Below are 13723 nucleotides of genomic sequence, written 5' to 3'. Positions count from 1 at the left end.
GAAATGCTGGCCGTACGCGGGGAAACGGCAATATTGCCGCCGATAGTACCCTATCTGCGTCGCCGAGTCACAGCAGGGTTGATTGTTGCTTATAGTGCAAAAGTCTTTGCGCTTTTTGCCAATATTACCGCATCGCCCGATACGGTAATATTCATGACAAACGCGATAATTAGAGGACAAATAATGAGCAACGTACTTATCATTAACGGCGCGAAAGAATTCGCCCACTCCAAAGGCCAGCTTAACGACACCCTGACTGAGGTCGCGGAGAGTTACCTGCGCGACGTTGGGCATGATGTAAAGGTCACCCGCGCAGACGGCGAGTATGACGCTAAAGAGGAAGTGCAGAAATACCTCTGGGCCGACGTCATTATTTATCAGATGCCAGGCTGGTGGATGGGCGCGCCCTGGACCGTGAAAAAGTATATCGACGATGTCTTTACCGAAGGCCACGGCGCGCTGTACGCCAGCGATGGCCGCACCCGCTCCGACGCCTCGAAAAAGTATGGCTCCGGCGGACTGATTCAGGGCAAAAAATATATGCTGTCGCTCACCTGGAACGCGCCGCTGGAAGCGTTCACCGAGAAAGATCAGTTCTTCCACGGCGTGGGCGTGGATGGCGTTTACCTGCCGTTCCACAAGGCGAACGAGTTTCTGGGCCTGACCGCGCTGCCGACGTATATCGCCAACGACGTGATTAAAATGCCGGACGTGGCGCGCCACATTGCGGAATATCGCGAGCATCTGGCGAAAATTTTTGCTTAACTGTCAGACGGTTTTACAAAAGGAGTTAACCATGCTGACAGTTATAGCAGAAATTCGTACCCGTCCTGGCGCGCACCACCGTCAGGCGGTACTGGAAGAGTTCAAGAAGATCATTCCAGCGGTGCTGGCGGAAGCGGGTTGCCACGGCTACGCGCCGATGGTGGACAGCGCCACGGGTCTTGATTTTCAGACCAGCGCGCCGGATTCCATCGTGATGGTGGAACAGTGGGCCAGCGCCGCGCACTTAAAAGCGCATCTGGAAACGCCACATATGCTGGGCTTTCGTGACGCGGTAAAAGGCGATGTGCTGGATACCACCATTCGCATTCTGGAAAGCGGCGTCTGACGCTGAAGATGCGCATAAAAAAAGGCGATGAAGATTCATCGCCTTTTTTGTTAGCCGCTTACGCTGACTGAAGATCGAAGCGGTCCAGGTTCATGACTTTGGTCCAGGCCGCCACGAAATCCTTCACGAATTTCTCGCGGGCATCATCACTGGCATAGACTTCCGCGACAGCGCGCAGAATCGCGTTAGAGCCAAACACCAGATCCGCGCGGGTCGCCGTGAATTTCACTTCGCCGCTCTCGCGATCGCGTCCTTCAAACACCTCAGCCATTGCGTCGGTCGCTTTCCACTCGTAACGCATATCCAGCAGATTGACGAAGAAATCGGTGCTGAGCACGCCCACGCGGTCCGTGAACACGCCGTGCGCGCTGGCGTCATAGTTCGCGCCCATCGCACGCATCCCGCCCACCAGTACGGTAAGTTCCGGCGCGGTCAGCGTCAGCTGCTGCGCTTTGTCGATAAGCAGCGACTCGGTCGGGGTACTGCTGCGCACGCCGCGATAGTTACGGAAACCATCGGCTTTCGGTTTCAGGAATTCGAACAGCGCCACGTCGGTCTGATCCTGACGCGCATCGACACGGCCCGGCGCGAACGGCACGGTAATCTCAACGCCTGCGGCTTTCGCGGCCTGCTCAACGCCCACCGCGCCTGCCAGCACAATGATATCAGCGAGCGACGCTTTGTTCGCGGCGCGCTGGATAGCTTCAAGCGTCGCCAGCGCACGCGCGGCTGAGGCGTTTACTTCCCAGTCGCGCTGCGGAGCGAGCGCCAGACGCGCGCCGTTAGCGCCGCCGCGTTTATCGCCGCCGCGGAAGGTGGAGGCAGACGCCCAGGCGACGGATACCAGCTCGCTTACCGTTAAACCGGCGCTGGCGATCTCCGCTTTCAGGCTGTCGATATCCGCCTGCGTCGGCTGATAAATCGCCGCCGGTAACGGGTCCTGCCAAATCAGATCTTCTTTCGGCACTTCCGGGCCGATATAGCGCGCTTTCGGCCCCATATCGCGGTGCGTCAGCTTATACCAGGCGCGGGCGAAGGCTTCATTGAACGCCTGCGGGTCGTTAAGGAAACGACGCGAAATTTTCTCGAATTCCGGGTCGAAACGCAGCGTCAGGTCGGTCACCAGCATGGTCGGCTTACGTTTTTTCGACGGATCGAACGGGTCTGGAATGATCTCCGGCGCGTCGACCGCTTCAAACTGAATGGCGCCTGCCGGGCTGCGGGTCTGCACCCATTCATATTTGAACAGGTTCTCGAAGAAGTAGTTGCTCCACTGGGTCGGCGTCTGCGTCCAGGTCACTTCCAGGCCGGAAGTAATGGCATCCGCCCCTGCGCCGCTGCCAAAGTTGCTGTGCCAGCCGAGGCCCTGCGCTTCAATAGGCGCGGCCTCCGGATCGACGCCGACGTGGTCCGCCGCCGCGGCCCCGTGGGTTTTGCCGAGCGTATGGCCGCCTGCGATCAGCGCCACGGTCTCTTCATCGTTCATGCCCATGTTGCCGAACGTTGCGCGAATGGCGGGCGCGGCGGAGGCCGGGTCGCCGCTGTGGTTCGGCCCTTCCGGGTTGACGTAGATAAGGCCCATTTCAGTCGCGCCAAGCGGCGCCTGCGCCAGCGATTCCGGGTGGCGATGCTCAAGCCAGTTCTTCTCATCGCCCCAGTTGACGTCCATATCCGGCTCCCAGACGTCTTCACGCCCGGCCCCGAAACCAAAAGTGCGGAACCCGGAATTTTCCAGCGCCACGTTGCCGGCGAGGATAAACAGGTCAGCCCAGGAGATTTTCTGGCCATATTTCTGTTTCACCGGCCACAGCAGGCGACGCGCTTTATCGAGGCTTACGTTATCCGGCCAGGAGTTTAACGGCGCGAAACGCTGCTGCCCGCGACCGGCGCCGCCGCGCCCGTCAGCGGAGCGGTAGGTGCCCGCGCTGTGCCACGCCATGCGGATGAAAAGCCCGGTGTAGCTGCCCCAGTCGGCAGGCCACCACGGCTGGGAATCGGTTAACAGCGCTTTCAGATCGCCTTTCAGCGCCGCATAATCCAGCTCGCTGAACGCCTTACGGTAGTTAAAATCTTCGCCCAGCGGGTTGGTGCGGTTTGAGTGTTGGTTCAACAGCTCCACGCGCAGTTGATTCGGCCACCAGTCGCGGCTGGCGGTGCCGCCGCCCGCGCTTTGGTTGCTGTTGCCCTGATGGAACGGGCATTTCCCCGCAGATAACGTATTGTGTTGTTCAGATGGCGTACTCATGTTTCGCTCCGTGTTCCGTTTTACCGCTACGATAGCCTCGCCGATTGATAAGTCCTACCTGTATTAATCTACGGATTCGATAGCCTGTGCCTTGCTTAGAAATGAACCGCGTCCGATGGAGGTTTACCCCGCCGTCCCCAGCCGTTAAGCTTCCTGATCCCGTTCCTCAAGACCGTGCCCGCATGAAATTAGCCATCGACGACGACATCACGTTTCGCAAGCTCTCTATCTTTATGGCGTTTATGGAGAAGGGAAACATCGCCCGTACCGCCGAGGCGCTGGGCGTAAGCGCCGTCAGCGTGCACCGCGCGCTGCACAGTCTGGAAGAAGGACTGCGTTGCCCGTTGTTCGTCCACAAGGGCCGCAGCCTGGTGGCGCTGCCTGCCGCCGAAACGCTGCTGGAGTATTGCCAGGAGGCGATCGGTCTGATGGTGCGCGGCATTGAAGAGACGCGGCGCGCGGCGGGCGTCGGTCTTGGACGGCTGCGGGTCGGCACGCTCTATTCGCTCACGCTGGAAACGGTGCCGCGTCTGCTGATGGGTATGAAGCTGCGCCGCCCGGAACTGGAACTCGATCTGACGATGGGATCTAACCAGGTGCTGCTGAATATGCTGGAGGACAACGGACTGGATGCGATCCTGATTTCCGTTTCAGAAGCGCAGATTGACCGCAAAACGCTGGAAGTGACGCCGCTGTTTCACGACGATATCTATCTGGCGGCCCCGGCGTCAGAGACGCTCGATACCCGCCGCGAGGCCGATTTGCGCCACTATAAAGACCGCAAATTCGTCTCGCTGGCGGAAGGATTCGCCACCTACGCCGGTTTTCAGGAGGCGTTCCACGTGGCAGGGTTCGAGCCGGATATCGTCACGCGGGTGAATGATATTTTCTCCATGCTGAGCCTGGTGCAGGCGGGCGTGGGCTTCTCGCTGGTGCCAGGTCGCATGAAAAAACTGTATGAAAACGACCTGCAACTGCTGAAGCTGGCGGAGCCTTACCAGATGCGCCAGCAGATTGCGCTGGTCTTCGCCCGCAGCCGCGAGCGCGACCCTAACCTGCTGGCGCTGGCGGCGGAGTGCCGCATGTACGCCTTAAGCCTCAGCAAAAACTAATCGCGGGGCAGCCGCGCGGCCAGATGCTGCGCCACCGCCATGCCGCTGCGCTCCAGCGAAATACTCTCGCCTTCAAAGCCTGCCTGGCGCGTCAGGCAGGTCAGCACGCCGCCGGGCGGCATCTCAATGGCAAGCCTCGCCTCACGCTCGCGGGCGGCGATCATCGCCTCCTGCCAGCGCACCGTGCGCGCCATATTAAACGCGAGATCGTCGGCGATACGCTCAGGCTGCCACAGCACACGGGCGCTGCTGCCGCTGAGGTAAGCGCGCTGCGGGCGTTGCAGCGTGACGCGCGCAAACGCCTGCGCCAGCTGTTGCGCGGGCGCATCCAAAAGCGCGCAGTGCGACGGCACGCTGACCGCCAGCCGGTTCACTTTCGTGGCGCCGAGCGCGAGCGCCGCCTCGCCTGCCGCCGCCATCTGCTCATCGCGCCCGGCGATCACAATCTGCGTCTCGGCGTTTAAATTGGCGATGTAAACGCCGTGCGCCGCCGCCAGTTTCTCCACCTGCTCCAGGCGCAGGCCAAGTATCGCCGTCAGCCCGTAGCCCTCAGGGTACGCCTGCTCCATCACATCGCCGCGCAACGCCACCAGCCGCAGGGCGTCGCGAAAATCGAGCGCGCCGGCAATGACCGCCGCCGGATACGCGCCGATGGACAAGCCGCTGACTATATCCGGCATCACGCCCTGCGCCATCAGCGCGCGGGCGGAAGAGACGCCCGCAATCAGCAGCGCGAGCTGTACGGCACGGGTGTGACGCAGCGCGTCCGGCGTATCGAGCGTCGCCAGTTCGTCGCCCAGCACCTCGCGCGCTTCCCGCCGGGTGTCATCTTCCGGCAGATGCTGCAACATGCCGGGCCGCTGGGTGCCCTGTCCGGGAAAAGTGAAAATAATCTTCATGCATCCTCCCTGCGCCAGGGGTCGCGCACGAGCCGCGCGCCCTGGTTGGTTTTTAACAGCGCGCGCCCGTCGCGCAGCCATTCGGTCAGCGAAAACGCGCCGAGCGGCGTTTCAACCTGCGTATCGGCGCGGCACGGCAGTTGTGTGACGAGACGCTGCCAGGCGGCGAACGCGTCAGGCTCAACGGGCGCGGGCGCGCGAATCGTAAGATCCAGATCGCTTGCCGCGTGCAGCACCGGCATTTCTGTGGCGAGCGCATAGCCGGTAGAGCCGGTAATGCCCCACGCCCACGGCCATTGCCGCTGGGCCAGCTGGATGGCCGCCTGCACCGGCTGCTGTGAAACAAACGGCGAGCGCAACAGCGTATTAAGACAGGCGAGCGATTCGGGCGTCGCCGCCCGGGTGATATCCTGCGCGCTTACCCAGCCGGCGGCGCGCTGTTCACGCTTCACGCCGCGCACGCCGACGGGGATAAGCCCGTTATCGTTCACATCACGCCGCACCACCACAGGCAGATGGCTGCGCCACTGCTCGCTCACCCAGGGCGCATCGATGCCCTGAAGCGCGTCGCGACGGTTAAGCCAGAGGAGATCGTGAGGGCGCGGCGTGTCGGTCATGGGTCAGAGTCCTTGCGTCAGGGAAATAAACAGCGGCAGCGAGAGAATGCTGAGTACGGAGCTTAGCAGCAGCACCGCCTCGGCGTCCGGCGACTGTACGCCGAAACGGTTGCCGAAGACCACGCCGAAGAACCCCGCCGCCAGCGCAATCATCAGGATCGCCGTGACCGCCACCGGGCCGGTCAGACCAAGCGCCAGCACAATGCCCCAGGCGATAAACGGCTGGATCAGCAGTTTGGTGATCGTCGCAGTGATAACCATTGCGTTGATTTTGAGCTTGCGCGCCGAGAGGATAACGCCGGTCAGGAACAGCGCCGCGGCCGTCGCGGCAAGGCCCAGCGGTTTGATCGCAGCCAGCACCAGTTCCGGCATTTTGATGCCGATGGCGGAGAGCACGACCCCAAGCAGCGGCCCCCAGACAATCGGTTTTTTCACCGACCGCCACATCAGCACCGGCAGCATGGCGAGCGTCGAGCCGCTGTTTTCGCCGCTGGCGCGCGCTTTTTCACGCTCCAGAATAAGCAGGCAGAACGGCGTCATCAGCACCGAACCGCAGGCAATGGAGACGGCGACGGAAAGCGAAGTGGATGGCCCCTCGCCCAGCACGCTGCCGAGGATCGGCAGGCCAAGCGCGGCATAGTTCGGCAGCGCCACGGTGAGCGTCAGCACGGCGGCATCCTGCGGCGATTTCTTAAACGGCCCGACGGCCAGGAAGTAGATGGCGGCGTAGGTGACCCACATCGCCAGCACTAACACCACAATCAGCGGCATTTGCGCGACGATGCCCGCCCACGGCGTCTGTACGGTAGCGCTAAACAGCGCGGCCGGGAGCGCGAAATCCATCACAAAGATATTGAGTAGAGCCACATTCTGGTTATCGACCATCCTGGTTTTGCCCGCCATAAAGCCGAGCAGCATAATCACGAAGATGGGTGCAAGCGCATGAATAATCACGTAAGTCATAAGTCACCTGTAATGAAAGAAAAATCAACACTGGTGCGATGGTGGCCCTTACACCCAGGTGGGTGGTGAGCTTTATTTTTTACGGATGCGGGGCGCTATGGGCGTATCGCTACGCCCACAGGAGCCGCTATCCGGCAGGTTTTTTTTAGGTATTACTTACCAGCTGGCGCGCAGGCGTTCGCGAACAAGCTGAGAGCTACGGCGGTTGTCTGCGCCGAGGCGGGTTTTCAGGCTCGGATCCTGGCGCGCATCCGCGATGGCGCGTTGCAGCGTGGCGTTGACCTGCGCCAGATCCTGCGCCGTCGGCGCATCCGGGTTGCTGATATCGAGCAGATCGGAGAGCAGACCCAGCGTCGCATAGTTGGCGACGTCATAGGCCATTGGCGGGATGGTCGCCGCCAGTTTCTCCAGCGCGTCTACGGTGCGAAGCGTAATGCGCGCGGCGGATTCTTTGCCCATCGCGTGCACCATGACGCCCTGGTCGTTGAAAGCGATAAGGCGGTTGGCCTGGTAACCGTGGGCGAGAAACGCCCCGGACATCGCCTTGCCGACAATCAGCCCGATAACCGGGTGTCCGGCGAGGCGCGCGTTCGCATAAGCGCCCGCCGCGCCCGCCAGCGCCTGATGAATGCCAAATGCCTCTTCACGACGGCCATAGGCCTGGCTTGGTACGTCAATCACCGCGACGATCGGGCGCTTCACGGGTTTATCCGCATCTTCTTTAACCGTTTCGCTGACCACTTTCGCGAGCGTCCAGCCCTCCAGCAGCCCGACTTCGCCACGCGCGGCGCGCGGGTAGTGGTTGTGGGCATCCGGCACGACCGCGATAAACCGCGCAGGCTCGCCGTTAAATGCGGCATCGGCCACCTGTACGGACGGGCAAAGCCCTGGCAGACGTTGCGCGTCGGGCGCGAGTTTTTCAAGCCATAAGGCGCCCCGGCTTACTGTGTTCGTCATCATTTTTCCTCCCGGGCAAAGAGCTGTTTGATCTGTTCGCGGTCCGCCTGTTTCGCGGTATCGAAACGGCTCAGGCGGTCGAGATACCAGGCGTAGTTATCGCTGCGGTGCTGCTGCGGTACGCCGCGGGCAATCGCCTCGTTCATGGCGGTTTTCACGGCGTTAACGCCATCGCCCACCAGCGCGTCGACAAAGCCGCTTTCATAACGGACTTCGCCGCCGGTCATGCTCCAGATAAACGGACGGTCGCGGGAGTCGTACTCTTCCACGCCCGCTTCCTGCTCAATAACCTGCGGGCCGTTAAGCCCTAAACGCGCTTCGCGGGTGACGATGAGATAACTGCATAACGCGGCGGCGATGGACATCCCGCCGAAGCAGCCGACGGTGCCGGCGATAATCCCGACCACCGGGGTATAGCGGCGCAGATCAACAATCGCCGCGTGGATATCGGCAATCGCCGCGAGGCCCAGATTCGCCTCCTGCAGACGCACGCCGCCGGTTTCAAGGCACAGCACCGCCTGTGTGGGAATGCCGTTGCGGTTATCTTCAGCGGCAAGCTCCAGCGCGGCGGCCATTTTCGCGCCGGAAACCTCGCCCATACTGCCGCCCTGGAACGTGCCTTCGATGGCGATCACGACGGCTGGCTGGCCGTTAATCGTGCCTTTCGCCACGACCATACCGTCGTCGGCCTGCGGCACGATGCCCTGCTTGCCAAGCCACGGCGACATAACCTGCTCAAACGGATCGAGCAGTTCGCGATAGCTGCCGTCATCCAGCAGCGCCTTTGCGCGGTCCCGCGCCCGGAGTTCGATAAAGCTGCGATCGTTACGCATGGCTGACCTCCTCAAAAACCTGTTCGATGCGGATGCGCGCCACGCCGGGCGTCGCGCCGAAATCGTGGATAATCAGCGTGCCGGACGGCAGGCCGTTTTGCATGTTGAGGCGGTCAAACAGCGCGTTCCAGCGCGCGGTGCTGTTGTCCACGGATGTGGTGATGGTGACGTTGAGCGCCTGCTGCTGGTCGGCGGTGAACAGGACTTCCATATCACCGGACCCGACCACTCCCGCCAGCGCTCTGCCGCTCAGCGTGCGGCTCGCGGGGAATGACAATGTAATCTGTTCCATAACACCCTCTTAATCAGTTATTCGGGATGACGCGCCCACGCGGTCGAGATAGAGCGTGGCGGCCAGCAAGTCGGCGGCCCCGCCCGGCGAGGCGTTGAGCGCCAGCATCTCGCTATCAAGCGTTGCCAGTTCGCGACGCCCGTGGGCGGTTGCCGTACCGCCCGCCGCCAGTACGGCGCGTGCGCCGCGCTGCATGGCGAACTGACCGGTCAGGCCTGCGCGATTGAGTACGCAGGTATCGCTGAGCGAGGTCATGATCGCCATTAGCGCGTCCAGCCGGGCTTCGGTCTCGTTCGCGCCGCGACGGCGGCTCTCATGAAGCTGCGGCAGCGCGAGACGCGTGACGTGCGGGAAGCCCTGCTGCGCCTCTTCACGCGCGCCTGGCACCTGATAACGGCGCGTGGCGCGCAGCCCCTTGCTGAAGCCCTTTGGCGCAGCCGCGTCCGGCAGGCTCGCAAGCCGCGCGGCGGTGGCGGCGATGACGTCGGCTGAGGCGTCAGCCCCGCACATAGCGGTAGCGCTTACCAGCAGCCCCAGCGCCCAGATAGCGCCCCGGTGCGTATTGACGCCGCCGGTCGCCGCCATCATCTGCGCCTCGCCTTCGCGGCCCAGGCGGCCGACGGTTTCACGCAGCGCGATATCCGCCGGACGCTGCCAGCTCTGCTGGGCCAGCCCATGAAACGTCGGCGTCAGGCTGTGGGCCGAGCGCTCCATCAACGCGAGCGTTAAATCGTGATGCGCGCCGCTGCCCCGACAATCCACCAGACCCGGCTTCGGGGTGAGTCTCGCTTCATCAATCAGGCAGGCGGTGGCGATGCGCGCCAGCGCGTCTGCGGTGCCGTCGGCGTGAGTCAGTGGCTGTCGGTTCATTACCAGCTCCGGAATTTGGCAGGTGGGTTGTAGAGACCGCCTGACCATTCCACCAGGTCGGCGACGCTGCTCGCGGCAAGCAGCGAGCGGGTGGCGTCGGCGCGGCGAATGCCGATATCTTCCGGGTAAACGACCTTGCCGCACTTACGCAGCGCGGCGACGCGCGCGGCGTCCACGCCAAGTCCGATGTCGGTGATACCGGCGACTGCGGCGACCATCGCGCGACGCTCTTCCAGACTTTCGGCGCGGTAGAGGTACGCGATGCCTTCTTCCGTCAGCACGTGGGTCACGTCATCGCCGTAAATCATGACCGGCGCGAGCGGCATGCCTGAGGCTTTCGCTACGTCGACCGCATCGAGTTTTTCCACGAAGGTTGGCTTCACGCCTGCCTGGAAGGTTTCGACCATTTGCACCACCAGCTTTTTACCGCGCTGCATCGGATCCGGCTCGGTTATCATGTTGAGCCAGGCTGGCGTGGCGTGACGGCGGCCGTGCGGGTCATGGCCCATGTTCGGCGCGCCGCCGAAGCCGGAAAGACGGCCGCGGGTGACGGTGGAGGAGTTGGCGAGGCCGTCCACCTGTAAGGTCGAGCCGATAAACATATCCACCGCGTACTGGCCTGCCAGCTGGCAGAAAGCGCGGTTGGAGCGCATCGAGCCATCAGCGCCGGTAAAGAAGACGTCCGGACGGGCGCGGATGTACTCTTCCATCCCCAGTTCACCGCCGAAGCAGTGCACGCTCTCCACCCAGCCGCTTTCAATCGCCGGGATCAGCGTCGGGTGCGGGTTGAGCGTCCAGTGTTTACAGATTTTGCCTTTCAGGCCGAGCTGTTCGCCATACGTCGGCAGCAGCAGTTCGATGGCGGCGGTGTTAAAGCCGATACCGTGGTTAAGCGACTGCACCTGGTGTTCGGCGTAGATGCCTTTAATCGCCATCATCGCCATCAGGATGTGTTCCTGTTTGATGAGGCGCGGGTCGCGGGTGAACAGCGGTTCGATAAAGAAGGGTTTATCCGCCACCACGACATAATCGATCCACGAGCCGGGAATATCGACACGCGGCAAATCACATTCGTCGTCCACCAGCTCATTCACCTGGGCGATGACGATGCCGTCGTGGAACGCGGCGGCTTCCACGAGCGCGGGCGTATCTTCGGTGCTCGGCCCGGTGTAGAGGTTACCTTTGCGGTCGGCTTTGTAACCGGCGATCAGCGCCACGTTCGGGGCGAGATCGACATAGAGCCGGGAGTAAAGTTCGATGTAGGTATGGATGGCGCCGATCTCCAGCTGGCCATCTTCCAGCAGTTGCGAAATGCGCAGGCTCTGGGTGCCGGAGAACGAGAAGTCGAGCTTGCGGGCGATGCCTTTCTCAAAGATATCGAGATGTTCGCTGCGCCCGACGCTTGGCATGATCATGTGCAGGTCATGCACGACGTGCGGGTTTACCTCAGCAAGGCTGCGGGAGAGAAAATCCGCCTGCTTCTGGTTATTGCCTTCCAGTACCACCCGGTCGCCGGGCGCGATGAGTTTTTCGAGCATGGATGAGAGATCTGCGGTGGGCAGCACTTTGCCCTGCACGGGAACCGAGGCGAGACGCCGCTGTTTCTCCGTGCGGCGCGTGTTCCAGACACGCCCCGGCGTTTGGTAAGCCGTCATAATTAACCTCCTGATTCAGCGAATCTTTTTGATTTGCTTAACGCTAAAACCAGTGTGCGCTCAGGAGAAAAGTGCATCAATTAAGGGCGGGGGCGAATCATTACTCCAGGAGTAATGATTAACGCCGCAGAATTTGATCTCAGTCGCAAACATAATGCCGTACTCTGCTACGCGCTGAAACGAAGGGATCGACAAGCGGAAACAGCAGCGGCGCCCGAAGGCGCCGCTGAAAGAGGCATGGTCTGGCACTATCAGACTTCGATATCCGCCATATCGCCTTTCTCCTGCAGCCAGTTACGGCGGTCTTCGGAGCGTTTTTTGGCGAGCAGCATATCCATCACCGCCAGCGTGCGCGCGTCGTCGTCGTCGCTGATGGTGAGCTGCACCAGGCGGCGGGTGTTCGGATCCAGCGTCGTTTCGCGCAGCTGCATCGGGTTCATTTCGCCGAGGCCTTTAAAGCGCTGTACGTTCGGCTTGCCCTTTTTACGCTTGAGCTGTTCCAGCACGCCCGCTTTTTCTTCTTCGTCCAGCGCGTAGTAGACCTCTTTGCCGAGATCGATACGGTAGAGCGGCGGCATGGCAACGTAAACGTGACCGCCTTTCACCAGCGAGCGGAAGTGTTTCACAAACAGCGCGCACAGCAGCGTGGCGATATGCAGACCGTCGGAGTCCGCATCCGCGAGGATACAGACTTTGCCGTAACGCAGCTGGCTGAGATCGTCGCTGTCCGGATCGATGCCGATCGCAACAGAGATATCGTGCACCTCCTGCGAGGCCAGCACTTCATCCGACGACACTTCCCAGGTATTCAGGATCTTACCCTTAAGCGGCATGATCGCCTGATATTCGCGATCGCGCGCCTGTTTGGCGGAGCCGCCTGCGGAATCCCCTTCCACCAGGAAAAGCTCTGTGCGGTTGAGATCCTGCGCGGTGCAGTCCGCCAGTTTGCCGGGCAGCGCCGGGCCGCTGGTGAGCTTTTTACGCACCACTTTTTTGGCCGCGCGCAGACGACGCTGAGCGCTGGCGATGGCGAGCTCCGCGAGCTGTTCCGCCGCCTGGACGTTCTGGTTAAGCCACAGGCTGAAAGCGTCTTTCACCACGCCTGAGACAAACGCCGCGCACTGGCGTGACGACAGGCGCTCTTTAGTCTGGCCCGCGAATTGCGGATCCTGCATTTTCACCGACAGGACATAGGCGCAGCGCTCCCAGATATCTTCCGCCGAGAGCTTCACGCCGCGCGGCAGGATGTTGCGGTATTCGCAGAACTCACGCATGGCGTCCAGCAGGCCCTGGCGCAGGCCGTTGACGTGGGTGCCGCCCTGCATGGTCGGGATCAGGTTAACGTAGCTTTCGGTTAGCAGCTCGCCGCCTTCCGGCAGCCACAGCAGCGCCCAGTCCACCGCTTCCGTCTCGCCGGAGAAGTTACCGATAAACGGTTTTTCCGGCAGGGTAATCAGCCCGTTTACCGCTTCACACAGGTAGTCGTTGAGACCATCCAGGTAGCACCAGCGCTGCTCGGTGTTGTTCACCTGATCTTTAAAGTTGATCTCAACGCCCGGGCAAAGTACCGCTTTCGCTTTCAGCAGGTGCGTCAGGCGGGAGACGGAAAAGCGCGGGCTGTCGAAGAATTTTTCATCCGGCCAGAAGTGGACGCTGGTGCCGGTCTGGCGCTTCGGGCAGGTGCCGACCACGCTCAGCTCTTTCACCTTTTCGCCATTTTCAAAAGCGATGTTGTAGATCTGCCCGTCGCGTTTCACGTTGACTTCCACGCGTTTTGACAGGGCGTTAACCACAGAGATCCCCACGCCATGCAGGCCGCCGGAGAACTGGTAGTTTTTGTTCGAGAATTTACCGCCCGCGTGCAGACGGCAGAGGATCAGTTCCACGGCGGGAACGCCCTCTTCCGGATGGATATCCACCGGCATGCCGCGCCCGTCGTCGATAACTTCCAGCGACTGGTCGGCGTGAAGGATCACGTCGACGCGTCTGGCGTGCCCGGCCAGCGCTTCATCGACGCTGTTATCAATAACTTCCTGGCCCAGATGGTTGGGACGGGAGGTGTCGGTATACATCCCCGGACGGCGGCGCACCGGCTCAAGCCCGGTGAGCACCTCAATGGCATCGGCATTATAGGATTGGGTCATGATTTTATCGTCAGGTCACAAAACG

General features: G+C 61.6%; 13 protein-coding genes. 3 read left to right on the top strand and 10 right to left on the bottom strand.

The genetic code is table 11. From position 1 onward, the window contains the following. The first annotated feature begins 183 nt into the window (after positions 1–183). Both AB8W27_RS03470 and AB8W27_RS03465 read left to right on the top strand, forming a co-directional pair. A complete protein-coding gene (locus AB8W27_RS03470) occupies positions 184–765 on the top strand; it encodes an NAD(P)H-dependent oxidoreductase (RefSeq protein ID WP_015742437.1) in 582 nt (193 codons plus the stop codon). Positions 766–796: 31 nt separating this feature from the next. Next, complete coding sequence (locus tag AB8W27_RS03465; protein ID WP_015742438.1) at positions 797–1111, top strand: putative quinol monooxygenase; 315 nt, start codon at positions 797–799, stop codon at positions 1109–1111. Between the two features lie 58 nt (positions 1112–1169). Here AB8W27_RS03465 and katG read toward each other — a convergent pair whose 3' ends face one another. Further along, the gene (gene katG / locus AB8W27_RS03460) at positions 1170–3356 is read right to left on the bottom strand and encodes a catalase/peroxidase HPI (RefSeq protein ID WP_041923913.1); all 2187 of its coding nucleotides are present in this window, start codon (positions 3354–3356) and stop codon (positions 1170–1172) included. A gap of 182 nt (positions 3357–3538) precedes the next feature. On the opposite strand from katG, the gene AB8W27_RS03455 reads away from it, so the two are divergent. Beyond that, positions 3539–4468: a LysR family transcriptional regulator gene (locus AB8W27_RS03455; protein WP_007763994.1), complete on the top strand. Its 930-nt coding sequence runs from the start codon at positions 3539–3541 to the stop codon at positions 4466–4468. Here AB8W27_RS03455 and mdcH read toward each other — a convergent pair. The 9 genes from mdcH to parE form a co-directional block, all read right to left on the bottom strand. Further along, on the bottom strand, positions 4465–5367 hold the full coding sequence (mdcH, locus tag AB8W27_RS03450) for a malonate decarboxylase subunit epsilon (RefSeq protein WP_015742441.1): 903 nt from the start codon (positions 5365–5367) through the stop codon (positions 4465–4467). The genes AB8W27_RS03455 and mdcH overlap by 4 nt on opposite strands. Further along, positions 5364–5984: a malonate decarboxylase holo-ACP synthase gene (locus AB8W27_RS03445; protein WP_015742442.1), complete on the bottom strand. Its 621-nt coding sequence runs from the start codon at positions 5982–5984 to the stop codon at positions 5364–5366. Before AB8W27_RS03445 ends, mdcH begins: the two co-directional genes overlap by 4 nt. 3 nt (positions 5985–5987) lie before the next feature. Then, positions 5988–6947: an AEC family transporter gene (locus tag AB8W27_RS03440; protein ID WP_015742443.1), complete on the bottom strand. Its 960-nt coding sequence runs from the start codon at positions 6945–6947 to the stop codon at positions 5988–5990. A gap of 156 nt (positions 6948–7103) precedes the next feature. Continuing rightward, positions 7104–7904, bottom strand: coding sequence for a biotin-independent malonate decarboxylase subunit gamma (gene mdcE, locus AB8W27_RS03435; RefSeq protein ID WP_041923914.1), 801 nt, complete (start codon positions 7902–7904; stop codon positions 7104–7106). Further along, complete coding sequence (locus AB8W27_RS03430) at positions 7904–8737, bottom strand: biotin-independent malonate decarboxylase subunit beta (protein WP_041923915.1); 834 nt, start codon at positions 8735–8737, stop codon at positions 7904–7906. Before AB8W27_RS03430 ends, mdcE begins: the two co-directional genes overlap by 1 nt. Then, positions 8730–9029, bottom strand: a complete 300-nt coding sequence (mdcC, locus tag AB8W27_RS03425; RefSeq protein WP_007701585.1) for a malonate decarboxylase acyl carrier protein — start codon at positions 9027–9029, stop codon at positions 8730–8732. The genes AB8W27_RS03430 and mdcC overlap by 8 nt, the downstream gene beginning before the upstream one ends. 9 nt (positions 9030–9038) lie before the next feature. Continuing rightward, the gene (locus AB8W27_RS03420) at positions 9039–9899 is read right to left on the bottom strand and encodes a triphosphoribosyl-dephospho-CoA synthase (protein ID WP_041923916.1); all 861 of its coding nucleotides are present in this window, start codon (positions 9897–9899) and stop codon (positions 9039–9041) included. Further along, the gene (gene mdcA / locus AB8W27_RS03415; protein WP_015742447.1) at positions 9899–11554 is read right to left on the bottom strand and encodes a malonate decarboxylase subunit alpha; all 1656 of its coding nucleotides are present in this window, start codon (positions 11552–11554) and stop codon (positions 9899–9901) included. Before mdcA ends, AB8W27_RS03420 begins: the two co-directional genes overlap by 1 nt. Positions 11555–11805: 251 nt before the next feature. After that, positions 11806–13698 carry a DNA topoisomerase IV subunit B gene (parE, locus tag AB8W27_RS03410; RefSeq protein WP_015742448.1) on the bottom strand — a complete coding sequence of 631 codons (1893 nt, stop codon included), beginning with the start codon at positions 13696–13698 and terminating at the stop codon, positions 11806–11808. Between the last annotated feature and the right edge of the window lie 25 nt (positions 13699–13723).

The sequence above is a fragment of the Cronobacter turicensis genome (genome assembly GCF_041222865.1).
GTDB lineage: Bacteria > Pseudomonadota > Gammaproteobacteria > Enterobacterales > Enterobacteriaceae > Cronobacter > Cronobacter turicensis.
This window is presented reverse-complemented; position numbering and strand designations above follow the sequence as displayed.